At 36.7% G+C, this 25,907-nt stretch carries 24 protein-coding genes; 13 read left to right on the top strand and 11 right to left on the bottom strand.

What is annotated here, in order from left to right:
- Positions 1–14: 14 nt before the first annotated feature.
- On the bottom strand, positions 15–1,184 hold the full coding sequence (locus tag QP953_RS14910) for a hypothetical protein (protein ID WP_052598814.1): 1,170 nt from the start codon (positions 1,182–1,184) through the stop codon (positions 15–17).
- A 126-nt stretch (positions 1,185–1,310) separates the two neighbouring features.
- The gene (gene msrB / locus QP953_RS14905; protein ID WP_309551577.1) at positions 1,311–1,844 is read right to left on the bottom strand and encodes a peptide-methionine (R)-S-oxide reductase MsrB; all 534 of its coding nucleotides are present in this window, start codon (positions 1,842–1,844) and stop codon (positions 1,311–1,313) included.
- A 280-nt stretch (positions 1,845–2,124) separates the two neighbouring features.
- Between msrB and QP953_RS14900 the strand changes: the two genes are divergently transcribed.
- From QP953_RS14900 to QP953_RS14875, 6 genes are all read left to right on the top strand, one after another.
- Positions 2,125–2,949 carry an enoyl-CoA hydratase-related protein gene (locus QP953_RS14900; RefSeq protein WP_309551575.1) on the top strand — a complete coding sequence of 275 codons (825 nt, stop codon included), beginning with the start codon at positions 2,125–2,127 and terminating at the stop codon, positions 2,947–2,949.
- 353 nt (positions 2,950–3,302) lie between these two features.
- Positions 3,303–3,926 carry a class I SAM-dependent methyltransferase gene (locus QP953_RS14895; RefSeq protein WP_052598816.1) on the top strand — a complete coding sequence of 208 codons (624 nt, stop codon included), beginning with the start codon at positions 3,303–3,305 and terminating at the stop codon, positions 3,924–3,926.
- A gap of 285 nt (positions 3,927–4,211) precedes the next feature.
- On the top strand, positions 4,212–4,874 hold the full coding sequence (locus QP953_RS14890; protein WP_309551573.1) for a hypothetical protein: 663 nt from the start codon (positions 4,212–4,214) through the stop codon (positions 4,872–4,874).
- Between the two features lie 104 nt (positions 4,875–4,978).
- Positions 4,979–6,370, top strand: a complete 1,392-nt coding sequence (locus QP953_RS14885) for an acyclic terpene utilization AtuA family protein (protein ID WP_309551571.1) — start codon at positions 4,979–4,981, stop codon at positions 6,368–6,370.
- A gap of 1 nt (position 6,371) precedes the next feature.
- Positions 6,372–6,686, top strand: coding sequence for a hypothetical protein (locus tag QP953_RS14880; RefSeq protein WP_197043901.1), 315 nt, complete (start codon positions 6,372–6,374; stop codon positions 6,684–6,686).
- A 3-nt stretch (positions 6,687–6,689) separates the two neighbouring features.
- Positions 6,690–7,082, top strand: a complete 393-nt coding sequence (locus QP953_RS14875; protein ID WP_052598819.1) for a group III truncated hemoglobin — start codon at positions 6,690–6,692, stop codon at positions 7,080–7,082.
- Here QP953_RS14875 and QP953_RS14870 read toward each other — a convergent pair.
- Positions 7,066–8,538: a PLP-dependent aminotransferase family protein gene (locus QP953_RS14870; RefSeq protein WP_309551569.1), complete on the bottom strand. Its 1,473-nt coding sequence runs from the start codon at positions 8,536–8,538 to the stop codon at positions 7,066–7,068. The two genes, QP953_RS14875 and QP953_RS14870, sit on opposite strands and share 17 nt — an antisense overlap.
- A 172-nt stretch (positions 8,539–8,710) precedes the next feature.
- On the opposite strand from QP953_RS14870, the gene QP953_RS14865 reads away from it, so the two are divergent.
- The 4 genes from QP953_RS14865 to QP953_RS14850 all read left to right on the top strand — a co-directional run bounded on the left by QP953_RS14865 (position 8,711) and on the right by QP953_RS14850 (position 12,262).
- On the top strand, positions 8,711–9,439 hold the full coding sequence (locus QP953_RS14865) for a JAB-like toxin 1 domain-containing protein (protein ID WP_309551567.1): 729 nt from the start codon (positions 8,711–8,713) through the stop codon (positions 9,437–9,439).
- Between the two features lie 174 nt (positions 9,440–9,613).
- Entirely contained in the window at positions 9,614–10,285 is a 672-nt protein-coding gene (locus tag QP953_RS14860; protein ID WP_052598822.1) for a pyridoxamine 5'-phosphate oxidase family protein, read from the top strand.
- Between the two features lie 351 nt (positions 10,286–10,636).
- Positions 10,637–11,749 carry a 2-iminoacetate synthase ThiH gene (gene thiH, locus QP953_RS14855; protein WP_052598823.1) on the top strand — a complete coding sequence of 371 codons (1,113 nt, stop codon included), beginning with the start codon at positions 10,637–10,639 and terminating at the stop codon, positions 11,747–11,749.
- A 27-nt stretch (positions 11,750–11,776) separates the two neighbouring features.
- The gene (locus QP953_RS14850) at positions 11,777–12,262 is read left to right on the top strand and encodes a GyrI-like domain-containing protein (protein WP_052598824.1); all 486 of its coding nucleotides are present in this window, start codon (positions 11,777–11,779) and stop codon (positions 12,260–12,262) included.
- 47 nt (positions 12,263–12,309) lie between these two features.
- Here the strand turns inward: QP953_RS14850 and QP953_RS14845 are convergent, their stop codons facing one another.
- From QP953_RS14845 to QP953_RS14825, 5 genes are all read right to left on the bottom strand, one after another.
- Positions 12,310–12,831: a hypothetical protein gene (locus QP953_RS14845; protein ID WP_052598825.1), complete on the bottom strand. Its 522-nt coding sequence runs from the start codon at positions 12,829–12,831 to the stop codon at positions 12,310–12,312.
- 194 nt (positions 12,832–13,025) lie between these two features.
- Complete coding sequence (locus QP953_RS14840) at positions 13,026–13,583, bottom strand: thioredoxin family protein (protein WP_309551565.1); 558 nt, start codon at positions 13,581–13,583, stop codon at positions 13,026–13,028.
- Positions 13,584–13,585: 2 nt separating this feature from the next.
- Positions 13,586–14,608: an endonuclease/exonuclease/phosphatase family protein gene (locus QP953_RS14835; RefSeq protein ID WP_309551564.1), complete on the bottom strand. Its 1,023-nt coding sequence runs from the start codon at positions 14,606–14,608 to the stop codon at positions 13,586–13,588.
- A gap of 77 nt (positions 14,609–14,685) precedes the next feature.
- A complete protein-coding gene (locus tag QP953_RS14830) occupies positions 14,686–16,326 on the bottom strand; it encodes a T9SS type A sorting domain-containing protein (protein ID WP_052598828.1) in 1,641 nt (546 codons plus the stop codon).
- Between the two features lie 207 nt (positions 16,327–16,533).
- Positions 16,534–17,904 (bottom strand): MBL fold metallo-hydrolase, encoded by a 1,371-nt coding sequence (locus tag QP953_RS14825; RefSeq protein ID WP_309551563.1) that lies wholly within the window; start codon positions 17,902–17,904, stop codon positions 16,534–16,536.
- 172 nt (positions 17,905–18,076) lie between these two features.
- Here QP953_RS14825 and QP953_RS14820 point away from each other — a divergent pair, with 172 nt between their 5' ends.
- The 3 genes from QP953_RS14820 (at position 18,077) to QP953_RS14810 (ending at position 21,238) form a co-directional block, all read left to right on the top strand.
- Complete coding sequence (locus QP953_RS14820) at positions 18,077–19,156, top strand: glycosyltransferase family 4 protein (RefSeq protein WP_052598830.1); 1,080 nt, start codon at positions 18,077–18,079, stop codon at positions 19,154–19,156.
- 175 nt (positions 19,157–19,331) lie between these two features.
- Positions 19,332–20,420: a bifunctional 3-deoxy-7-phosphoheptulonate synthase/chorismate mutase type II gene (locus QP953_RS14815; protein ID WP_309551561.1), complete on the top strand. Its 1,089-nt coding sequence runs from the start codon at positions 19,332–19,334 to the stop codon at positions 20,418–20,420.
- Positions 20,420–21,238: a sulfurtransferase gene (locus QP953_RS14810; protein ID WP_309551559.1), complete on the top strand. Its 819-nt coding sequence runs from the start codon at positions 20,420–20,422 to the stop codon at positions 21,236–21,238. Before QP953_RS14815 ends, QP953_RS14810 begins: the two co-directional genes overlap by 1 nt.
- Before the next feature lie 96 nt (positions 21,239–21,334).
- Here QP953_RS14810 and QP953_RS14805 read toward each other — a convergent pair whose 3' ends face one another.
- From QP953_RS14805 to QP953_RS14795, 3 genes are all read right to left on the bottom strand, one after another.
- Positions 21,335–23,455 (bottom strand): T9SS type A sorting domain-containing protein, encoded by a 2,121-nt coding sequence (locus QP953_RS14805; protein WP_309551557.1) that lies wholly within the window; start codon positions 23,453–23,455, stop codon positions 21,335–21,337.
- A 224-nt stretch (positions 23,456–23,679) separates the two neighbouring features.
- Positions 23,680–24,681 carry a bifunctional ADP-heptose synthase gene (locus tag QP953_RS14800; protein ID WP_309551556.1) on the bottom strand — a complete coding sequence of 334 codons (1,002 nt, stop codon included), beginning with the start codon at positions 24,679–24,681 and terminating at the stop codon, positions 23,680–23,682.
- Between the two features lie 239 nt (positions 24,682–24,920).
- Entirely contained in the window at positions 24,921–25,760 is an 840-nt protein-coding gene (locus tag QP953_RS14795) for a LexA family transcriptional regulator (protein ID WP_052598835.1), read from the bottom strand.
- Positions 25,761–25,907 lie beyond the last annotated feature (147 nt).

Raw genomic sequence — 25,907 nt, 5'->3', positions numbered from 1 at the left:
AATTTTTATTTGAATTACTTTGTAGGATCTGGCAACATTTTAATATCTATCAAAGCTTTTCCTTCTTCATAACCAATCGTGGTCAACATTGGGCGGTCGATCACCCACCAAGGTTGGGTTGGATTCACTTCTAATTCTGCCTTGCCATTTTTCCAACGAACCGTAACACTTCCTGTAGCATTGTTATTTTGCCCCGCAATATCTAGTACAAAGTTTGAGGTGTAAGCCCCTTCAAAGGGTCTTCTCAGGTCAGGTAATGCAGGCGAAAAAGTAATGGTTGCTCCCGCTTTTTCTTTGTTCCATTGTTGCACATAAGCAGATTTAAGCTCCAATGTTTCTGTGCCCTCAAATTCATAGACCAATGAACGGAATTCATTTTGTTGTTTGACAACTGTTTTATTGGCTGCCTTTTGGATCGACCAATATTGCAAAACAGGTTTGCCCGTAGAAGGGTGCACTGTCGTCAACCTCCCTTCTCCCTCCACTCGCATTTCAAAAGCACCAGAACTCGCCCCTCCTTGTGTTTGTGTCAATGCCATTTGAAAAGGAACCAATCCTAGCAATTTATCCATTTTGTAGGGTTGACCATTGTACGATATCCCCGCTTTTTTGCCAAAATCTCGATATGGCAAATGCAATGCAACCAATAATTGATTTCTAGAATGCCCCATCGTAGAGCCATTTTTCTTTTTCAATTCTGTTTGAGGTCGTTTGCCTTGATACCAAGCTTCTACTTGTTCTCCTTTTATATTTTCATAAGAAAATGATAAATCCAACATCTTATCAGTACTCTTATCGTTCACTTTAACAGGGTAAGACTTACGCACAACAGGAAGTTCTGGCAACCAAGCTTCTATATTCGGCAAATCCGCTACAATATATTGATCTAAAGAACCTTCCTCTGCGTCTTTCATAATCCACAAATCCCCATCAGGGGTCTCTAACTTGGCATATTCATGCATATTCCAATCGGGATGCTTCGAAACTAATATCAAATCCAACTCATATGTTGCTGCCCAAATTTGTATTGGCAGTACAGGAAACCCTACCAAAGGTGCACCTTGATACTTGACCGAATGTGCCTCTTGATTTAAAACTTCTTGGCGTTCTTGTGATGTCAAGGCAGGTCCTTCGGGCAGCATTCTTTTCAAGCTTTTGCAAGCGGTTACAAATTGAAATAACATAAGTAGTAAAAATAGTTTTGATAAAAATTGCATAGTAAATACGAAAAATTCGAGGTATAAAAAACGAAAAAGAGGCTACCTATTTTAGGTGCCTCAACAAGATATTAAAAGATTTTATAAAGTTGTCTACTTTCCTGTTTTCTCAAAATTCAGAGCAGCGGAATTAATACAATAACGCAAACCTGTTGGATCTGGACCATCGTCAAAGACATGCCCTAAATGACCATCACAACGACCACAGGTAACCTCTGTCCGAACCATTCCATAACTATTGTCTCTATATTCTGTTACATTTTCACTAGCGACAGGTTGATAATAGCTAGGCCAGCCTGTTCCTGATTTAAATTTGGTATGCGAATCAAATAAAGGCAAGTTGCAAGCTGCACAGTGGTACATTCCTTTCTCTTTGTGATCCCAATATTTTCCAGAAAAGGCACGTTCTGTCCCTTTTTCTCTTAAAATTCGATATTCTTCTGAAGTTAAGATAGCTTTCCATTCTTCTTCCGTTTTTTCTATTTTTCCAATCCCACTACTATCAGTCAGCATACTTCTTGTCGCATTTTGTTCGACTTTGGTAGGAACAGCTTTGGTTTTAGATTGACAAGATATCAAGGCTATAATAGCGATTAAGATACTTGCACCAAACAATAATCGATTCATTAGCATATATTTAGAATTAATAATTAACTGCATAGTATTTTCAAAAAACACATACCAAATTACTAAATCCGACTCTCAAAGGAACGAACGAACAGCACATTGGGGTATTTATGAAATATTATTTTCACACAAAATAGTGTTAAAGCAGTTTACAAAGTATTCAATATTAATACCTCAAACAATACAAACGCTATATTGTTATTAATAGTCCACTAATTTTTTAGTTTTTTAACTATCTTGTAACAGTATTCACCAAATAATCATCCATCCTTCACCATTTATGATTTACACCAAAGCACAAACAAAAGGTATTCATCAACAAACATTTGCCTATCTCAATGTAATAGAACAAAACCATGTCTTGAATATCACCTTAAATCGTCCCAAACAGAAAAATGCACTTAACGAAGTCCTTACAAGAGAGTTAGCTTATGCTATTTCATACGCACAACATGATAACAATATTTGGGTCGTAACGCTCGGTGCAGAAGGCAATATTTTTTGCGCAGGCGCTGATTTAAAAACTTTTATGGGGCACAAAGATGTTGATTCTGGCTCCACTATCCCTGATACAGGGCAAGAAATTATCTTAGGAGATTTATTTGATAATTTGCACAAACCTTGTATTGCTAAAGTTGGTCATCCTGTCTATGCAGGCGGCTTCTTGTTATTAGCAGGCTGTACGCACGTTGTGGCTACTACCTCTAGCACATTTACTTTATCAGAGGTTAAGCGAGGAATTTGGCCCTTTCAAGTAATGGCAAGTTTATTAAAAATCATGCCCGAGCGAAAGGTTTTGGATTGGTGTATGACAGGAGGCAGCTGGTCTGCACGATATGCTTTTGAAGCGGGATTGGTAACCATGCTAGTTGAAGATGGCGATTTAGAAGAAAGTGTGGATGCTTTAGTGACTCAAATTTGTCAAAACTCACCTTCTGCCATTCGCCTTGGATTAAAAGCCCTTCAAGAATTAAAAGAAGTAGCACCTCAAAAACAGCATCAATTTCTACACCAACGCTTGATGGAAGTGATCCAAACTAAAGATGCTCAAGAAGGTATAAGTGCATTTCGAGAAAAGCGTCTCCCCAACTGGTCTGGTGAATAGGTTAATTGGATAAATTTATTACTTCTGTTCAAAAATTAATATAAAACGGTTAGTAAAGGTAATAGTAGTTCGTTGATTTTTTACTTTTTTAGCTCGCTACGCTCGTGAGATCGCAAGCTTAGTTACCAAAAAGATAAAAAAGCACATTTATATTAGTTTGATAATCAAAACTTTAACATAAAACACAACAAAGACACAACTTACTGATTATCAACTGCGAAGCACTCATGCAATAAACTAATAAAGTTTAGCTTCGCTGCTACTGCGTGGTTTCAACGACCACGTAGTAGCAGCGCAGCTAACTATTGGGTAAATGAATGGAGAATTAATTGAAATCGAGAAAAATACAAATTATGAAATGGTATGACATTTTTTCCAACATATACGACTCGTCATTAGAAAAACTCTACTTTGAAAGTAGAAAGAGGGCTGTTGAGTTGTTAGACTTGAAATCGGGTCAAACCCTTCTTGATGTTGCCTGTGGAACGGGAGCCAACTTCAAACACATTCAAGAGGCCAATAATGAGATAAAAATTTATGGAACCGATTTTTCGAGTGGAATGCTTAGAAAAGGGCAAAGTTTGATTGAAAAAAATAATTGGATGAACATCTCCTTATTTCAAGCAGATGCAAGAGAACTAACCCCCGATTTTATAAAGAAACAGATTAACAGAGAACAATCCTTTGATAGAATCATTTGTGTTTTGGGACTGTCCGTAATTCCTGATTGGGATAATGTTTTAGATAAGTTACTTCTGCTGTTAAAAGAAAATGGAAAAATTGTAATCGTAGATGTTTTTGCAGAAAAAAGAAATTTTAATACATGGCTTGTAGAAAAAATTGCACGAGCAGATTTGAATAGAAAAATATGGCAAACGCTCAAAGAGAAAACGAACAATTTTGAATACGAATATTTACCAGTAAAAGAAAGCAAAGTAGGAGGAAAATTATTTGTTGCCGTTGGAAATAAAAATTAAAAACTACTGCTAGTATTGTGTAAGTAATCAGCAATTTAAGTGATAAAACGAAAGTATAAACATAAAATAAAGATCCGTATAAACCCGAAAAGTTAGTGGATAGAAATTCGCTACTACTCATCCAGAAGAACGTTTGTGTACGGTTATAAAAAATAATACAACATCGAATTACAAGAGAAAATATTACAGCTTTTAAAAAGCTCTGATTCCGCAAATTATCAACTTGGCTTAACTCTATTGTCAGCCAATCCTGCCTATCTCAATCGAGCAATTAAAAAATGGCTTTTGCAAGATACGTTGCTTACAAATGAAGATTTTGATTTGTATTTTTCTAGTTCTAACTACAACGGGGCAAAGTTACTTAAACTTGCTCGGCATAATTTGGCAATTGTCATTAATAAACTAGAGCATATTGATTTGAGTTGCGTTCAAAATTTTGACGGTTTGGAACAATTAACTCAATTAAAAGAAGTGCGTTTTTTTGACAACAAACTACAAGAATTACCTACACAACTTTTTGCCCTAAAAAATTTAGAGAAATTATACATTCGTACCAATCCATTACTAGACTTTGAGCAAGTTTGTTTGCAACTTAAAAGTTTTCCTCGATTGAAAGAGTTGTATTTAGAAAACAATGCGTTGGAGGTTGTCCCTAATAATTTAAAGCATCTGCCATATTTGGAACACTTGCGGTTCAACAATCGACAATTTCGTTTACAAAATGAAATTCGAGAAATTCCCAGTTTTCTACTCACATTTAGACAGTTAAAAGCCTTGCATTTTGAAAAAAATCCCATCCAACAAATACCTTCTAATCTATTTGACTTTGCACAACAACAATTAAAAGAATTCACACTTGGCAACTACGCATTCAATAATGGGCTTGAAGCAAAAGCCTATTTAAACCTATTCAAAGTACATGGTCTAAAAACCTGTCAAGACAATTAATTTTTTTCCAATTCCTTGATTTAATTCTCCTCAACTCTTATAGTTTTTGTATCTTTCTGATATTGGGCAACCAAGCTATTTTTAGATTAAGAAACCAACTATAAATGAGCAATAAAATCGTTCGGATTGCAGGAACACAAGGCTTTTATGGAGATAGTCCAATGGGAGCAATTACAGTGGCTATGCAAGAAGCAGCCGACTATCTGATGCACGATGCATTGGCAGAGCTGACCTTATCCATTTTGCAAAAAGATAAACTCCGAGATCCTAATTTAGGCTATGCTAGAGATGTTGAATTTCATGCTGCTAAATTATACCCCATCACTCTGGCAAAAGGCATAAAAGTAGTTACAGATTCTGGAGGACTAAATCCTCATAGTGCCGCTAAAAAAGTACAAGAAATTTTACATCAACAAGGCATAAAAGACGCTAAAATTGCTGCAATTGATGGCGATGATATGTTGACGAAACTAGAACAACTAAAAGCAGATCAACTTCCTCTCATCAATTTAGACACAGGCACCTCTTACCACGACTCTAGTTTTCCTCCCACCCATGCCAATGTCTATATTGGTGCTCAATGTATAAAAGATGCCCTAACACAAGGTGCTGACATTATTCTAGCTGGACGAGTTGCTGATCCTTGCTTGGCCTTAGGAATTTTAGCATATGAATTTGACTGGGATTTGGAAGGAAAAACACAGAAAACATTGGATCAACTTGCCAATGGAATTATGGTTGGGCATATTTTAGAATGTGGTGGGCAAGCTTCTGGTGGCAATGCCTATTCCGAATGGCTTGGAAGAGATTACCAATTTAGTCATTTGGGCTATCCAATTGCTCATGTTGAAGCCGATGGTAGTGCAACAATTACAAAATTAGAAAACCAAGGCGGCAAAGTAACTCGGAATACCATTCGAGAACAATTGGTCTATGAAATCCACAATCCTCAAGCCTACATTACTCCTGATGTAACGGTTGACTTTAGTCAAATTCAGGTTCAAGAAATTGCGTCCAATCAAGTTCGGGTTAGCAATGCAAAAGGGAAGCCTCGCCCTGAAATGCTAAAACTTTGTATTGGTCAAATGGAGGGTTACGTTACAGAACAGTTGTTTTATTTTTCTTACCCTTATGCTTATGATAAAGCCAAAGCCTTTGTTCAGGCAGTTAAAGAAACTTGGGCAACGCTTCCTTTTCAATATGAGGAATTGCGAGTCAATTATCTCGGTATTAATGGCATTCACGAAGATGCTGCTCCTACACTCCCCAAAGATACGATTGATAACATGAATGAAATTGGAGTGAGAATTGCGTTTCGTCATCAAGATAAGAAAGTTGGCAAACTATTGATTCAATCGATTGTTTGCTTAGGACTAAATGGTCCTCCAGGTTTGGCAGCCAGTATGAATTGGGGTAAAGCTGCGTCCATTCGTCTAGGATTGTTTCCGACCCTCATTCCAAGAAAATATGTTGTTCCTAAAATTACGTTGTATTAACATGAAAAAGATAAAATTAATTGACCTTGCAGCTGCCCGTTCTGGCGATAAAAATGATATTTGTAATATTGGTGTTCTAGCCAATAGTTTGGAACATTATCACTTGCTAAAAGAGCATCTGACTGCTGAAAAAGTTAAAGCACACTTTGGTAACCTTATCAAAGGGAAGGTGGTGCGTTACGAATGGGATGCTTTGGAAGCACTCAACTTTGTTTGCTACGAAGCACTAGATGGTGGCGCTTCTCGCTCCTTGCGAGTCGATACTTTAGGGAAAAATTTCTCTAGCCACTTATTGCGAATGGAATTAGAAATTTAACAGATGACTTCAACAAAAGATATACAAACTAGAGCTGACGTAGAGCACTTGATTAGAACTTTTTATGAAAAAGTATTGGTAGACAAAACCATTGCCTTTATTTTTATAGATGTTGCTCAAATTGACTTAGACAAGCATTTTCCTCACTTATTTGATTTTTGGGAAAATATTTTGTTAACTCCCAATGGATACAAAAGAAATGTGTTGAAAGTACACTTAGATTTAAACCAAAAAGTTCCCCTTCGCCAAGAGCATTTTGAACGTTGGCTAGAACTATTTACCAACACCGTAGATGAGCTTTTTGAAGGAACAGTTGCCAATAATGCCAAAAATAAAGCCTTGTCTATTGCTACGGTGATGCAAACAAAATTGCACCGGTCTAAGGGTTTGTTGTAACGATAGATTTTTTTAAAATAAGAACCGCTTCTTCCAATTCATCCAGCGTCATAGAAGTAAATCCCAATCGAGTTGCTTTTAGGTTCGGTACATTAATAGTATACCCCTCTCCTGAAGAAAAGAAAAGCCCTTGTCGAAGGGCTTTTTTGGCACTGCTTTGCACATCTATTTGGTTGTCAAAAACAGTCCAAATGGCCATTCCTCCATTGGGTTTGTCAAAATAAACGGCATCGCTCATATAAGTTTTTAGCAATTCATCCAAACGATCTCTTCGCTGCTGATAGATGCGCAACGATTTTCGAATGTGTCGCTGAATTTCTCCAGTTTGAAACAGCTCTGCTATCGCTTTTTCGAGCGGAAAATCTCCTTGTCGATCAATAACCCTTCTCAACCTAGCCATCTCATTAATCAAATCAGGATGGGCGGCAACAAAACCTACCCGAAAAGCAGGTGCCATTACTTTACTCAAAGAGCCAATATAAATAACGTGCTTCAACTGATCGATACTCGCCAAAGGCAAGATTGGATTTCTCTGATAATGAAAGTCATAATCGTAATCGTCCTCTATAATAGCAAAACTATGCTCTTGCGCCAATTTTAATAGTTTTAATCTCCTATCAGCACTCAAGGTCACCGTTGTTGGATGATGGTGGTGGGAAGCAACATAAATTGCCCGTATTGGTTTATGCCGACAATACTGTTCCAACTGCTCTACAACAACTCCTTGCTCATCAACATCAATATAAACCAATTCTGCCCCTAATTCTTGAAACATCATATTTGCAGTACTATAATTTAACCTACCAACGACTACAATATCTTTGGGTTTCACTAGAATCTGCGCTACCATATAAAGCCCCATGACAGAACCTCTCGAAATTAACATATTATCTACCCCTAGTGCAATTCCCCTCGTACTTTGAAGATACTCTACCAATTCTGTTCTCAGCTCCAAGCCTCCTTTTGTTGTTCCATATACCAATCCTTTTTTAAAACTAGAGCGCTGAATGACCGATCGGTACGCCCTTCCCAAAGCTGTCAACGGAGCCAAACGAACATCTGGTACGCCATCATTGAACTGCAAACGACTAAGTGGCATAGGATGAGCAGGCTTTATATACCTAAGTGGTTGTATCGCATAACCAATTTTATTAGAAGCTGTATTTCCTTCTCTTTTCAACTCTTGTGCCTTTATGGTAGGAATTTTTTGATGTACAAATACACCACGCTTCGGACGTATTTCTACCCAGCCCTGCGCCTCTAATTCCTCATAAGCAACTGTAATGGTATTTCTGTGGACTTCTAACAATTGCCCCAACACTCTAGAACCTGGCAATTTTGTTTCTGCTGATAATTTTCCTTGTTGGATTAGCTTGGCAAATGCTTCTACAATCTGTAAATAAATAGCTGTCTTGCTTGAGCGACAAATTGGAATTAAGTTTTTGTAAGGCAACATAACTGGACTATTAAACTTATAAAAAGTGGACTAAATAAATAGTCCTATAAAGCTATAATTTTGTGTCTACAAGTCCTAATTAATCGGATAAAATTCTTTCAACAGTTCCGTCTATCATTCGTCCATTTGTCGAAGTTTATTCCATCTATTTTTAACACGAACAACACGCTTTATGAGTACCACAATGCCCCTTCATTGGATAATATTTCTAAGTACCTTCTTTACCATCAACTCTAGTTTACTAGGCAGACCTTATAGCACTTTATTACACGACTACACCATCAACGAGAAAGGTCGTATTAATCTTATTAAAGAGACCAAAGATAGTTTTGATCGGCTGATTTTGGTGATTGGAAAAAGAAGCAACATCTATTATCAAAAACAAAAAGGAACCATTTTAAATCGTCACATTTTATTAAAAAAAGGCATCTTACAGCATACAATACCACTCAAAGGACGAACCAATGGACAGCATTTTAAAGGATTGCAAATCTCCTTTAGAGAAGATTTTGAAGGAGCAAAACGCTTATTTGAATTCTTAGCTGATCATACTTCCATAGAGTGGTCTTTGCTTTCTATTGGAATTAATAAACAATCCAGAAGTTTTATCTATACGACCTATAGCGACAAACTAGAATTCTTTGGGTCTATAAAAGTTCATCACCTACTCAATTACCCCAAAGAGATTGACTTTTTAAAACATTATCACAATCATCCTAGGGCTGTAAATGATCCAATAGGCAAACACGCTTTCCCTTCTAATTCAGATTTAGATTTCAGGAATAAAGTATTAAAAAAGGAACTTTCATTGGTGGAGTTTCTGATTCGAACGGATGGTTTTTATGTAGACTATAGTAATCCTAAGGAGTGGTATAAAAATAAAACAGAAGAATGGTTGTAAACCTATTGTTTCAAAAGTGGCCTAGTAACTTTATAAAAACTGGATTCAAAAAATAGTCCTAAAACAGCATAGATTTACACTCTACTTTACGGCACAAAAAACGAAAAACCACAACCACGTAGTAGAAACATAGCTAAACTCAATATATACGAATTCTAAAAACACGATTGACTAATGGAAAAAAAATCATTGCAAAGTCCCCGCACCAAAATAAAAAGAGTCCCCAAACGCGGCTTATACGATCCAACAAGCATCTACAACGTTTTGGATGCAGCTTATTTAGCCAATATTGGATTTAATTACCAAGAACAACCGTTTGTCATTCCAACGCTCTATGGTCGGTTAGGAGAATACTTATATATACATGGTGCTGCTAGTAGTCGTATGCTAAAAAGCATTGTTAGCCAAACTATTTGTCTAAGTGTTTCATTGGTTGATGGCTTGGTATTAGCCCGTTCTGCATTTCACCACTCCATGAATTACCGTTCCGTTAATTTACTAGGCAAGCCAATTGTTGTTGACAGCCCCGAGGAGAAAGAATTGGGGTTAAAAATCATCTCCGAACACTTAATTCCCAATCGCTGGGACGAAGTTCGTCCTCCAAATTCAAAAGAGTTAAAAGGAACGACTGTTTTAAAACTAAAAATTGAGGAAGGGGCTGCCAAAATACGAGTCGGTCATCCCAAAGATGAAAAAGAAGATTATAATTTACCCATTTGGGCAGGTCAAATTCCATTGCAAACAAGTACCTTAAAAGCTATTCCAGATGATCGGCTTGATCCTACTATTCCTATTAGTAATAGTGTCCAAAAATACATTCAAAAGCATTCAAAACTTGTTGAATAGTTTGCATATTCAATATACAAGCCCCTTTAAGACCCTATCTTAGAGGGGCATTTTTCCATCTCATAGATTTAATTTGATTTTGTGTAGAATAATCATTTTATAAATAACTGTTTATAATGATAATCAAGCAACTCACCTTCATTGTTATATAACAATTCTACAAATTGCTTTTTTCATACGCTAACTTTAATCCTCCAATAAATAGCTTTTCTAATATCTATCCTTTACTTTTGTGATTAGTAGCCTGTGCATTTCTTTAACAATCATGTTACAATCCAAAGCACATTTTGCACAGACTATTGACATACAAGCATTCTAAAAAGAAGTATTTGAGAACAGAGTAGAGAAACAATGAGTAGTTTTAAAACAATATTTGATCAGCACGATTGGAATACCGTGAAAGCTAGTATTTACAGCAAAACTAGTGTAGATGTAGAACGTGCTTTGACTGCCTCTAAACGTACCATAGAGGATTTTAAAGCCTTAATATCCCCAGCAGCGGCCCCTTATTTAGAGCAAATGGCGCAGTTGAGTCATGAGTTAACACTCAAACGGTTTGGGCGAACGATGCAGCTCTACATTCCGATGTACTTGTCCAACGAATGTCAAAATATTTGCACTTATTGCGGCTTTAGTTTAGACAATAAAATTGCACGACGCACACTTAATGGCTTTGAAATCTTGCAAGAAATTGAAACACTAAAAGGCATGGGCTATGAACATGTTTTGTTAGTAACAGGAGAAGCCAACAAAACCGTAGGCGTTGATTATTTCAAAAAAGCATTAGAAATTGTTACCCCTCATTTTGCGCATGTGTCTATGGAAGTTCAACCGCTAGACCAAGCAGATTATGAGGTTTTACTTCCGATGGGCTTGAATACCGTTTTAGTCTACCAAGAAACGTATCATCAAGAGGATTATAAAAAACACCACCCTAAAGGAAAAAAGTCTAATTTTTATTATCGTCTAGATACGCCCGATCGTTTGGGCAAAGCGGGGGTTCACAAAATTGGCTTAGGTACATTAATTGGCTTGGAAGATTGGCGGACAGATAGTTTTTTCACGGCTTTGCATTTAGATTACTTAGAACGAACCTACTGGAAAACCAAGTACACCATTTCGTTTCCTAGGCTGCGTCCTTTTTCGGGGGGCTTAGAACCAAAAGTAGCTATGAATGATAGAGAATTGGTACAATTAATCTGTGCGTATCGCATTTTTAATGAAGAGGTAGAACTTTCTATTTCCACTCGTGAAACAGAAATTTTCCGTAATAATATTATTAAGCTAGGGATTACTTCTATGAGTGCAGGATCTAAGACAAATCCAGGGGGCTATACGGTAGAACCTCAATCTTTAGAACAGTTTGAAATTTCGGACGAACGCTCTCCCGCTACAATTGTTAAAATGCTAAAAGAACAAGGCTACGAACCCGTTTGGAAAGACTGGGAAATGGCTTACAATTAACTATATTTCATTTAGATATTAAAATACATGGAACCAAGAATAGAGTTTTTGCCACAAAAAAAACTAGTCGGCAAATCAGTAGAAATGAGCCTAGCCAATGACAAAACGGTTGAGTTATGGAAAAGCGTGATGCCTTTGGTCAAAACCTTGCCTAATAGTGTTAGTAATGAGTTGTTTTCGATCCAAGTATACGATACAGCAATTAGCTTTGATAACTTTACTCCTGAAACCAATTTCACCAAATGGGCAGCCGTTGAGGTTAGTCATTACAAACAGATTCCCGAAGAACTTTCCTCTTTTACATTGAGTGGTGGTCTGTACGCTATTTTTGTGCATAAAGGCGCTCCAGAGGACTTTCCCAAAACTAGCCAATACATTTTTGGTCAATGGCTTCCGCAATCCGATTACGAATTGGATCAACGAGAACATTTTGAGTTGTTGGGCGACAAGTACAAGAATAATTCTCCCGACTCTGAAGAAGAAGTCTGGATTCCTATTCGTTTAAAACGATAAGATTGTTTAAACTGGGCTTTAAATATTAAAGCCCAGTTTAAACAGCCTTAACTAGCCCCTTCATACAATCGACAAACAACAGCCCCAGAGTCGCCTGTTAAAAACAAAACTCGATATGTCTTATCTGCTGATAGGTTATATACCAACATTCCATCTTCTCGAACTTCGTTAGGCTCCCCCAATAATTCTTTTAAGTCGTTCACAGACATCACTTGAACCGCTTCGTCTATATTTGGCTCTACTATATTATCCTCTAACAAATCAACAGGGCAACTCGGTAATATTGTTTCAAATTTATTAAAAACGCCTTGCCTATCGGCACCATCCAATGCTTTGAACTTGACACACAAACCCAATACATCATTGGTTAGTTGACTTTGATCAAAGGTAGCTTGAGGCTCCGTCTCTACAACCTCTTCCTTCATAATGTCTTTTACCAATGCCTTGTCCGCCTCCGATAATTCTTTGGATGGCTCTGCATCTTGTGAGGTTTCAGAAGGAGTATTTTCACAAGCTACAGTTATCAATAAAAATAATGTTACTATAAAATAGAATCGTTTGGTACTCATTTTTTTTGAATATTTATGGTGATTAGAATGTTTGTTGACCATTATACACAAAAAGAACCTACAGTCAATAGTTAGAATTGTAGGTTCTTTTTGCTTTTGGTACGCTACATAATGCTTTCTTACATAACAAATGAAATGCACATTTTGTTAAACAAAAGTCAGCTTATGTGTAAATCATATTCTTGCCTTCTATCCTATTTCAACCATTTTATATTACAACCTGCGCTAGGATATTGTTTTTCTGTTACAGGTTCCCCTGCCAACACAGCATCAATTGCTGCTCTCAAATCCTCTCCAGTGACAGGAATATCGGTATTGGGGCGTGAAGGGCACAAACGTCCTCTATAACGCAACTTTAGTTCTCCATCAAAAACGTAAAAATCTGGTGTACAAGCAGCATCATAAGCCTTAGCAACTACCTGCGTAGCATCGTACAAATAAGGAAAAGGATATCCCACTTCTTCTGCGAGTTCTTTCATTTTTTCGGGACTATCTTGTGGATAGTTCTCTACATCATTTGAACTAATAGCGACAAAAGAAACACCTTTTGCCATGTATTCAGTAGACAATTTTACTAATTCTTCATTCACGTGCAAGACATAAGGACAATGATTGCAAGTAAACATAATAACCGTTGCCTTATCAGATTGGATGGATTCCAAACGAACTTCTTTTCCTGTAACGGTATCCAATAATGCAAAATCGGGAGCTTCTGTTCCTAACGGAAGCATATTAGACTCTGTAAGTGCCATTTTTATTGTTTATTTTTATAATGATTATAATCACGATCTTCTAGCTCTATTGTTGCTACAACTTGAGCATGATCTGATTCCCAACAATTTATTTTATTATTTGCAAAGGTTTGATCAACAATATGATCGTTAAAAGTACGAACATAAACAACTCGACCAACTCTATTCGGATTTTCCTTTACCAGCTCTTGGCTAACCATAATGTGGTCCAAACTTTCGTAATGCCCATTATGAATATGCGTATAATAAACATCTTGCGAAGACTGTCGAGCTTGAATATCTTTGACATGATACAACAAAATATCCCATAATTTTTTCTTTTGCTCCATTGACCAAAAGCGTGGTGGCGCTTGCCCAGATATAATCTGTGTGGTTACCGATGTATGCGTATCGTTCAAATCGCCCAAAGTAATCACAGGATGGTCTCGATCTCTCAAGCTTTCCATCAAAATAGTACGCAAGGCATTTGCCTCAGAAGCTCTTAACAACAACGATCGCGCTTCTCCTTTGGATATTTCTAGTGGATCATGTCGATCCACAACGCTATCGGGAATTAGAGGACGCTTAGACTTTAGATGCGCTACAAATACAGTTAAAGGTAGCTCTGAAGGTAGTTCTACCTCCGCCTTCAATATCGGTCTAGAAAATTCGGTAAAAGGAACAACCAAACCATCAACCTCTAACTGTTCTGGAAAATCGGAATAGACCGTATAAGAACGAATGGGGTATCTAGAAACAATTGCTACAGCAGGACTACCACCTTTTCGAGCTCCCATAACAATATCGGCACCTTTATACAAAGGATGCTGCTCTACAATTTCCCTTAGAGAAGTTTCATCAAATAGCTCTTGAAAGCCAACAATATCTGCATCCATTTTGGTAAGCTGCAAAGAAATCCAAGTTTTTTTCTTCTCATATTCCTCTTGAGTATAAAAACGTTTACCGTAGAATTTTGTATTCGGCTGAATTAAGTTCAACAGATTAAAAGAGGCAACTTTTAATGTTTTTATATTGTGATGACCCATAATAGATTTTTGTTAAAGTTATTTGTTCTTGTTTTCTATAAGCATTCTCATCCTAAACATATCTTTTGATAGAAATGTTATTTCACAATAACGACTTTATGTGATTCTACATCTTTGTCTGTCACAATATTAATAAAATTAACTCCTGAACACAAATTAGAAACATCCACTTTAAAATTTTGATCCTTTACATTGGTGTGTGATTGGCAGCGTTTTCCTCTAGCATCATAAATTTCAATCGTTACAGCTTCCGTCAACACTTCTTTAAAGCGAACAGTCACATAATCTTGTGCTGGATTAGGGGCTACAACTGCTGCAGGTGCTCTTGGTACATCCAAAACTTTATTAGTTGCCAACAACAAAGGATTATAATTGGGTATAATAATGCATTCCGAACCATTTGCTGGACGCCACAAAGGAACGCCTGTTGGTAATAATGTTCCTTGATCATCATCCAACAATTGAGGCACATTTGCCATACTATCAGGAAAAGGAACTACGGTTTTGATTTGAATACGTTGCTTATTAATATTTACAAAAAAGAAACCACTAATTTGCTCTACGTCCTGTGTTACATTGGGAATTGGCGCATAAGCCGTTCTTGGAGGTGCTCCCCAAGATCCATCTCCTAAAAAGACAGCTCCAATGCTATCGTCTCTCACTAAATTATGATAACTACTACTCGCTGTTGCATCATACTTAAGTGGATAAGTCGTCTTGAGTACGTGCGTATGCGATTCACAAGCCAAACGTACGCCATAAGTAGCAAATTCCGAAGCCCAACAGTTAATTAAGTCTGTACGAGCCGAATAGTTAGCATGTGGTACCATTGGTTGGTGGTACTGCACAATCTTCCAATAAGGAGTGTTAGAAGGCATGCTATTTTGCTGCAAGTCATTCACCAACCAATTTTTTTGAATAACATCTGTGCACGCATCAGAAGGCTCTGAATTTAAGGTGTACAAACGAAATAAATTGCCTCCAAAATTAGTTGCATAATAAATATCTGTATTAGAAACATCAAATAATCTATCCAAATCTACAGCATCTTCGTGATTTCCCAAAGCATGAATAATTGGTGTGATACGTCCATCGGGACCATTTGCCAAATCCCAGTCGTTCATCCACTCTTCCCAATCATCATCACTATCAAAGGGAAAGACATCATAATTTCGAATATAATCACCTGTAAACGCTACAAAATCAGGGCGTATTTTTCCAACGATTCGGTTCAGATCTTGTCGAGTTTCACGACAACCATTTCCCCAACAGGCAGGATCGCCTACCCCAAAAATATTTACTCGTTGCCGAGAATCACCACCTGAAATAAAAGAAATAGGTTGATTTGGATCATCCGAAATTGTACGGAAAGAATATCTTGCAGAAACGGAAGAACTTCCATGCTGAATAACAAAATAATAAACGGTTCCTGGTTGTAAATTCGTCAAACGAACAAAGTAATGATTATTTCCTTTGTGGCTTGTACTTCGATCAACTGTCTTTGTTAAAGCGTAAGCGGCATAGTTGGTACCATGATCCGTTGTATCATAATAAACAGTTCCTACTATTCCTGACCAACCCAAAGCAATCGTTGTAGATGGATCGTCTCGATAGGTCGCTCGAATCCATTTCGGTTGCGCAAATGCTTCTTGAACAAAAAGAAGTATAAATAAAGCCAACAAAAGTTGGTATGCTTTTTTAGTGTATGCTATCTCCATAGTAATTGACTTAACTTTTTGGTTATTTTTTTTATTAAGCTTAAAGGTACTATAAATATGTTGATTTGAAAATTGCTTTTTGTAACTATTTATTTAATTTATATGGTCTTTTAAATTAACATTCATATAGCATTGGCAACTTAAAAACATTACTGCGTGGCTAGATGGCATTGCATACATGCTACACAGTTCATTATCTGATACACCTTACTCCAAATCATAATTTTCTCCCAAACTTGGAATCTCAATATTATTAAATCCTCGTTCTTCCAAATATTGCTTAAATTCCGCTTGCACCTTGTATTCTCCATGTACTAAAAACAGTTTTTTTAAGCTCCTTTGGTTTTGCAAAAAGTTAAAAAGCTCAACTTGATCAGCATGAGCAGAAAATGAAACCAAACGCTTTACATTGATACGTACATTTTTACGCTCTCCATATAGATAAACGGTTGAATCCCCTCTTAGCAACTTTCCTCCTAACGTATTAGGAGAACAATAACCGACCATCAAAACGGTGTTCTTAGAATCTTCTACCAAATGAAACAAATGACGTCGTACCCGCCCAGAAGTCATCATTCCAGAAGAACTAATAATAATACAAGGCTCCTCCGATTCTGCAAGACGGTTTGCCAAACCACCACGTTTTACATAATTCAAGCCCGAAAAGCCAAAAGGATTAGGATCTTCCATCAAATAATCGTGCAGCTGTTCATCATAACATTCAGGATGGGTTCTGAATATATCAACAGCATTAATAGCCAGGGGGCTATCTATATACACAGGAATTTCAGGCAACTTCCCAGCAGTTTCTAATTGATCCAACATATAAATAAGACTTTGTGTTCTTCCTACACTAAACGCAGGGATTAGCAATTTCCCTTCATTTAAAACACAAGTCTCCCTAACAACATACAATAAGTCATTTAAGTCTGCAGTAAGATTCTGGTGCACCTTCCCTCCATAAGTAGATTCGCAAATCAGATAATCTACCTCTGGCATAGGAATAGGATCTTTTAAAATGGGGCGTTCATTTCTACCAATATCACCTGTAAATCCAAATAAAACTGGCGCAGCACCTTCTTCTTCTATCTTTAGAGTGACACTTGCCGAGCCCAAAATATGCCCCGCATCTCTGAAAAATACCTCTAATCCTACTTCGACAAAATGCCAACGTTCGTAACTTAAACCTGTAAAGAAATAAAGTGCTATTTTGGCATCTTCACAAGTAAACAACGGAGGATTATTCTCATCTGCCTCGTTTTCTTGAATTTTGCCTGCATCCATCAACATAATAGAAGCCAAACTTCGTGTAGCGTGCGTACAAAGAATCTGCCCTTTAAAACCATCTTTTACCAACTTAGGTACTCGTCCAATATGATCAATATGCGCATGTGACAGAATAAGAAAATCAATTTCTTTGGGGTTGAAATAGGACCACTGCTCGTTGAAACTATGCATATCCGCTTCATTTCCTTGATACAAACCGCAATCTAGAAGGATTTTATGTCCATTTTTTAAAGTCAACAAATGACAACTACCTGTTACGTCTTGAGCAGCACCACAGAATTTTACGTTCATATCTTTAGGACTTTTTATTGTGAGAAGATTAGTTTAAAGTAATCATTTTTTTTACAATCTCATGTAGTTCACCCAAAAAGATTCTAAAGCGTTGATTAAACATTATTATATTCTAATCCATCTCACTTTTTTTATAGCTTTGCAGCTCGGTTTCTTCCGATAAACAACAACTATGAAAAAAGTACTATTTATGGGACTACATCGTCCCGACCGTTCTCCTTCTCAACGTTACCGCTTTGAGCAATTTCAACCCTATTTAGAAAAGCAGGGATTTGAATTTGAATATTTTTATTTGATTCGTGCCCAAGACGACCAAAAGTTTTATGGTGCAGGCAATTACATCGCCAAGATCGGCATTTTAATTCGCAGCATTTTAAAATTGTGGTTCAAATCTTTTCAGGCAAAAAAATACGACTTTGTTTTTGTGCAACGAGAAGCATTTATGTTGGGAACTGTTTTTTTTGAAAAGCGTTTTGCAAAAAAAACAAAGATGTTGTTTGATTTTGATGACTCTATTTGGTTGCAAAATGTCTCTGAAGGCAACAAAAAGCTTAGTTTTTTAAAAGATGCTGCTAAAACTCAAAAGTTAATCGCTATTTCAGATATGGTTTTTGCAGGCAATTCTTTTCTAGCAGACTATGCCAAACAATTTAACCCCAACACCAAACTAGTTCCAACAGTAGTTGATAGTGATAACTACAAGCGAGCAACAGCTGCCTCTAAGGAAAAAATCTGTATTGGTTGGAGTGGAAGTTTTTCGACCATTCCTTATTTTGAATATGCCTTGCCTGCTCTAAAAAAGATTAAGGAAAAGTATGGGGATAAAGTTTACTTTAAAGTTATTGGGGATGCTAACTACTACAATAAAGACCTTGATATACATGGAGTTGCTTGGTCTAGCAATAGTGAAGTATTTGAATTGTCTGAAATAGATATCGGAATTATGCCGTTGCCTAATGATGAGTGGACAAAAGGTAAATGTGCCCTCAAAGGTCTCTTATATATGTCTTTGGAGCAAGCCGCTATATTATCGGATGTTGGTGTCAACAGTGAGGTTATTGAAGATGGAGTCAATGGCTTTCTTGTTTCTACGACAGAAGATTGGGTAGAAAAACTTTCTTTACTTATTGACAATCCTCAATTGCGCCAAGAAATAGGCAGAAAAGGTCGCCAAACAGTCTTAAATCACTATTCTGTTTTATCAGAACGAGATAATTATGTCCAATATTTTAATGAATTGTTGGCTTTATAAGCCTTCCTTTATTTATTAAACACAACTATAAATTCTGATTGAATATTATTAATAATACGCACGACTACTAATTGGTTGTGAGATACCGCAACTCTAGACGGTATTTATTGTTACACTAAAAATTACTTTATCGTTGTAGAATATTGCTTTTAAAAATACCTTTTTATATACACATATGAATATAATCAACATAAAAGACTGGAAATTAGGAATTCAATTATCCAAAGAAAAACCTTTTCTAATCTCTGGTCCTTGTTCAGCAGAAACAGAAACACAAGTATTGCAAACCTGTACTCAGATTGCCAATTTAGGAGTAGATGTTTTACGTGCTGGAATCTGGAAACCAAGAACTAGACCTGGTTCCTTTGAAGGAATTGGAAAAAAAGCGTTGCCTTGGCTTGTAGAAGCGGGAAAACAAACCAACTTACCAGTTTGTTGTGAAGTTGCCAATGCAAACCATGTCGAAGAAGCCTTAAAACATGGCATTGATATCTTATGGCTTGGTGCTCGTACTACGGTCAATCCATTTGCTGTTCAAGCAATTGCGGATGCTCTACAAGGTGTAGACATTCCAATTATGATTAAAAATCCCGTCAATCCAGATTTAGAACTTTGGATTGGTGCCATTGAGCGCATTGCACAAGCTGGCATTCAGAAAATTGCTGCCATTCATAGAGGTTTCTCAGTTTATAATGCTCCTAAATATAGAAATCAACCACAGTGGGAAATTCCTATTGAGTTGCGCAGAAGGATAGCTAACTTAGAAATTATTTGCGACCCGAGTCATATTGCTGGCAAGAGGGACTTATTATTTGAAATTGCTCAACACGCCCTTGATTTAAATTTTGATGGGTTGATGCTGGAAAGTCACATTACTCCAGACACCGCTTGGAGTGATGCACAACAACAAGTCACTCCAGAAGGATTGCAAACTTTAATGAAACAACTCATCACTAGGCAGCTAGACACGGACAACCTAGATTATTTAAACAAAATAAACCATTTTAGGACTTTAATTGACAATCTGGATACACAAACGCTGCATTTGTTATCTCAACGCATGGAAATTGTCCGACAAATTGGGTTACACAAAAAAGAAAGCAATATTGCGATATTACAAATCGAACGGTGGCTCAATGTGCGCAATAGCGCCTTAGAAAAAGCTGCTTCCTCTAGCTTATCCGAATCTTTTGTTGAGGATATTATTAATACGATTCATAAAGAATCTATTCGTCAACAAACAACCATCATGCGTAAAGACTAATGAATCAGACTATCGTATCTATTGATTGGCTTTTTCAGCACATAGGCGATCCCAACCTAGTAATTTTAGATGCCAGTCTAAAGCAAAACCAAGCAAATTTGAAAACGAATTTTTCCAATCTAAAGATAAAGGGAGCTCGTTTTTTTGATTTAAAAAATATATTTTCATGTCAAGATTCCGATTTACCAAACATGGTCTTGTCTCCCCAATATTTTGCTTTAGAATGTCAAAAATTAGGCATTAACCAAGATAGCACTATTGTTGTTTATGATAATTTGGGCATTTACTCAAGTCCTAGAGTTTGGTGGATGTTTCAACTTATGGGGCATACCAATATCGCTGTTTTAGATGGAGGACTTCCTGCTTGGGTATCCGCCCTATACCCTACAGAAATTTATTCAGCAGATTCGACCACATATAAACTAGGAAATTTCATAACAAACTATAACGCAGGGTGGTTGGTGAATCAATCGCAGCTTACACAACACTTATCCGACACAACAGCCATAATCATTGATGCCCGAAAGAAAGCTCGTTTTTGGGGCAAGGCTCCAGAACCTAGACCGAATTTACGTTCTGGTCATATTCAAGGTTCGATCAATATTCCCTTTACAAAAGTTTTGCACAGTGGTTTTTTCAAAGAAAAAGAAGCTTTATTAACACTTGCACAGTCTTCAAATTTAGGTAAAAAACGACTTATATTTAGTTGTGGGTCTGGCACTACTGCTTGTATTCTTTTACTAGCATTCCAAACTGTTCTAAAAAATCCTATGGCACTTTATGATGGTTCATGGTCCGAATGGGGAATTAAAAATTGATACATAATATAAAAAAGCACAAGATACCAAAAAAAGAAGGGCAGCCCCAATAGGCTGCCCTCTTTCATTATATGTTGAACTGTAGTAACTTCTAGATTAGTCTACTACTACTTTTTCAGTCCAGTTTTTATTTCCAGCTTTAGCTGTAAGCATATAAACACCTGCAGGCAATTCAGAAATATCAATGCTTTGTGTTTCTTTAGTAACATTTAAACTTTGAGTAACGTTTAATACGCGACCAGCAATATCCGTTAAAATATACATAACATCTGTAGCTTCTTCTGCTTCAAAGTTAAAGTTTAATACATCTGTAGCTGGGTTAGGGAATACACTAAATGTAGCACCTTCAGCAGCATATACAGTAGATACAGAAACAGGATTCACAGGCTTAACTCCCAAGAACAATCCGATAGAAGGAACGATATCTGCTCCAAAACCAGTCCAGAACCAATCTGTTGTACCAGCAGCATCAACAACCTTCAATGGAGAAGGGTTGTTAACAGAATCTACACGAGTCATAGCTGCATTCATGTAGAAGTTATTCTCATCAGCACCCAACCATGGCACATCGTCACTATCAAATGTAGCTGGACCTGTTGTCAAACTTGGATTTGTCAAGATAGAAACATAGTAGAAACCATTGTCTTTCAATCCTGGCATTGCTCCAGAACCTGTTGCATTAACAAAGTTAGTAACTGTAGTTAAACCATAATCACCAGCTGCTACAGTAGTACCCAAACCTGTCAATGAAATTGTTCCAATACCAATTTGAGTCAACAAAGCACCATCATTCAATGTTCCTGTAGAAGGATCCATCTCATATACATTACAGAATAATGTTTGGCTGGCAGCTCCAGAGAAATTATTTGTTAAGCGGTAACGGAAAGAAACAGAATCAATTGTAATTGTATCACTTTCACCTCTAGGGAAGAAATATACAGAACCGTACTCCCAAGAAGAGAAAGGACCACCACCTGGGAAAATAGATCTAGAAGAGAATACAGCACCATCGTTAGCTGATAATCTAGCTTTAGAAATATAGTTTCTCAAAGGAGCAGCATCGTCTGTAATTGTAAACGTATGTCTAGCAGTGTCATTAGCAGCATTTCCGTCTGCATTTTTGTGATCCACCCAATAAGTAACACGGTAAGCACCTGCACCATATGTGTTGATGAAGTTGATGTCATCCAAATAGTCAATTTGAGTTTCTCCACTTACATTACCACCAGGTAAAGAATCATAGTACATTACATCTGTGTAAATACCTTGAGTAGTTGCTCCTGTAACAGCATCTGTAAAATCAATATTGATGTGAATAGCAGCAGAATCACTAGGAACGATGTCTTTGTATCCTACGTTGATTGCTTTAGATCCCCAGAACCATTCTCTGATGTCATTGGCATGAACGATGTTGTTCAATGCGTTGTATGGGTTTCCACCAACTTTTACATTGTCACCGCTACCAATCAATAAGTTACTTCCTGCCTCAGCACCACCTAGAGCAATATCATAAACTGGTGCTGTTTCAATTGTAACGTCATCAACGATTGCAAAGTAGTAATTGCCATCAAAAGTGAAACGAATACGACATTGAGACAAGTTAGCAACACCTGCTGTTGCGTTTGTAAATAAAACACGAGCAAAATCTTGTGTTAAATCTGGAACTGCTGATCTAAAATCTTCTGTTGCAGCCCAAGTTTGACCATCATCTACAGAAACAGCAATAGACAATTCAGTCATTTGGAAGTTTCTATACAAAGTGTAAAATTGGATTGTCAACGCAGAATCGGTATAACCAGTAAGGTCAATTCTTGGAGAAATTAACTCACCTCTATGAGCAGCAGGAGAAGTTCCTGTACCTTGTACTCCAGAACCTCCATTGTCCAAAAAGTCTGAATCAAACATTGCTACACCATTAGGTTGAGATGGTGAGCTAATAGGAGTAGTTCCACCCCAGAATGCTCCTGAAGAGTATCCAGTAAGATCTCTTGTCCAGTAAGCATTACCAGGAGTAACAGCTCCACCATTTTCATTTACACTTAGAGCAGTCCAAGTTGTTGGATTGTCTCCCGCTGTAAACGAAGTCGCGTTCGTGAACGGATTACTGAACTCAGCATCTGCAACACCGGTTGCAGAACCTACGCCCCAAATTTTAGTTTGTGCGTCAGCAGTTGTTCCCATAAAGAAAACAGCAAATGCTAATGCACAAAAACGCATAAGATTAATTTTAACCATAATAGATTTGTACTTTAATATAAATTAAATAATGAATTCGCAAAATTTATGTACCATTCCAATTATTCTTCGGCAAATTTAAGATTCTACCGATTTAATAATAGGTAAAAGTAAATCATTTTTTCCAAAGTTGTAAATTTACTCTTAATATTTTCATAACATTCATATTTTTTTGACGTTTGGCTGACGACTCGAAGTCTAATAATTTACATTTTATTAATCAATTCTTCATATTCACTTAACAAAGCTGCTTTATCAACAGGAACCACTCCTACCTTTTCGCAAACCTGCCCTCCTGCAATATTTGCCAACGTTACAGCTTGTTTTATCTCCAAGTTAGCAGCTACCCCTAACGACAAAACACTAATTACAGTATCTCCAGCCCCGCAAACATCAGCTACTTGTCGCTCTTCTGTTGGCAACAAACCATCTTCTTTAGGAGTGTGATAATACATACCTTTTGCTCCTAGTGTTATTAATGTATGTGTATTTTTTAAATGCTTTTTGATTGTTTGAGCAGCTTCCCTAAGTTCAGGTAATTCTGGATTGTGTTCTGATATCGTCAAATTCAAACCTTCGTTAATCTCTCTCAAATTAGGTTTAAACCAATCCACTCCCAAATAAGCTAAAAAATTTGCCTTTTTGGGGTCTGCTAAGGTTTTTATATGTTGTTTTTTTGCTATTTTGAGTATTTGAAAGATAAAATTGTCCGTCAATAAGCCTTTATTATAATCTTGAAAAACAATGGCATGTATCGTTTCTTTCTCCAAAAGGGCGACTACCTTATTAATAAGTTTAGTTTCCAGATCTTTCCCAATCCAAGCGGTCGTTTCTCGATCGTATCGAAGTAATTGTTGATTTCTTGCTAAAACTCTTGTTTTACAGCTGGTTGTTTTTGCCCTATCTTTTGTTATTAAAGCGGTATCTAAAGCGGTATTTTCTAACAACTTGATCAGTTGTTCACCATGCTGATCTGTTCCAATAACAGATAATAGATAAGGAGTTGCTCCCATTGATTGGATATTTAAAGCAACATTTGCGGCCCCGCCTAGTCTGTACTCTTCCGTCTGATGGACAACAACTGGGACAGGTGCTTCAGGTGAAATACGATCTACTTTTCCTATCAAATAATGATCGAGAATCACATCTCCAATAATTAAAATTTTCAGATCATCAAAACACGTCTTCCAAAGTAGTTTGTCTGCCATTAAAAACAATTTAGCTTACATCAAAACAAAACATAAATACAATAGTTCACAAACAAACAGAATGTTTTGCTTAAAACCAATAGATTTCGGAATCTTTTTTTGAGTTTTGAAAGCATTCCAAAATTAGGCACAAGCATCTATGCAGTTTAAAAAACTAACAATCAAACAATTAAAACTACTTAATAAAAACATAGCCCAAAACTCCCCCCTGCTTCAGACTCGAAAAATCATAGGGCTACTTATTTCTTTTTAATCGAGGCTAATTCTTCTATAGTTTTGTAAAGATTTTCTATAATTGTAGATTGCTGCATCATGGTATCTTTTAAATCACCGACTTCTTCTCTTAGAATATTTTTAATATTCTGAGGAGAAGGTAAGAAAGGGCTTATTTTAGCTCTGACATACCATATTTCTTTAATTTCGCTTAATTTGACATCGAAGGGTTCATAATAAGCATTGTCAGAAAATAGTGTCAATGCTTTATCAGCTTTAATTTTATTGTGGACTCTTTTAACCAAAACATCACCATGTGTCACAATAACATACACATAATTTTTCTTAACTGATGTTTCCCAAAGAGTCGGCTCCAAATAGCTACATATAACCTTATCTCCTTCATAAAGTGTTGGCTCCATACTATCTCCTGCTACATCAAAAGATCGATGAGTACCTACCTTATACTTGTAATCTGGTAAGGAATAAGAGGGCAAATTCTGTACAAAAGTTGGATCACCTAGATCGGAGGCATACCCTGCCTGTGCAGGCATAGGAACATGCACAATTCGTTCGTCATTCTGTGGATCTGTTACGATAGTCAACACGCGAAAATCTTTGTGAGCTTCTTCTTTCATAAACATAGGTCCTTCTCCTGTAAACAAATAAACAGGATTGACTTTATATTTCTCTATAGCCTTTCGAAGCAACTCTATTGTCACATCTCTTCGATTTTTAAGAATTTCGCTCAAACTTTGAGGCAAATAATCTAAAGACAGTGCAAATTGACGACTAGAACGTATTCTTTGGTCTTTCTTTAACTTATTGTGACAATTTATAAAACGCTGTGTTACAACACTATTCATAACCTTAATACTTTAAAAGTAGAAAATATTGATCCCTTCTAATATGAGTAGGCTCAAAAATCAAATCTAACAGATAATCAACATGATGTATTTCGAAAATACAAAATTTTTAGAGATTTGATTTTTATTGAGATTTAACCTTTAATT

The organism is Aureispira sp. CCB-E, assembly GCF_031326345.1.
Taxonomy (GTDB): domain Bacteria; phylum Bacteroidota; class Bacteroidia; order Chitinophagales; family Saprospiraceae; genus Aureispira.
The sequence above is the reverse complement of the archived record's forward strand: the minus strand, read 5'-3'. Positions and strand labels throughout refer to the sequence as shown.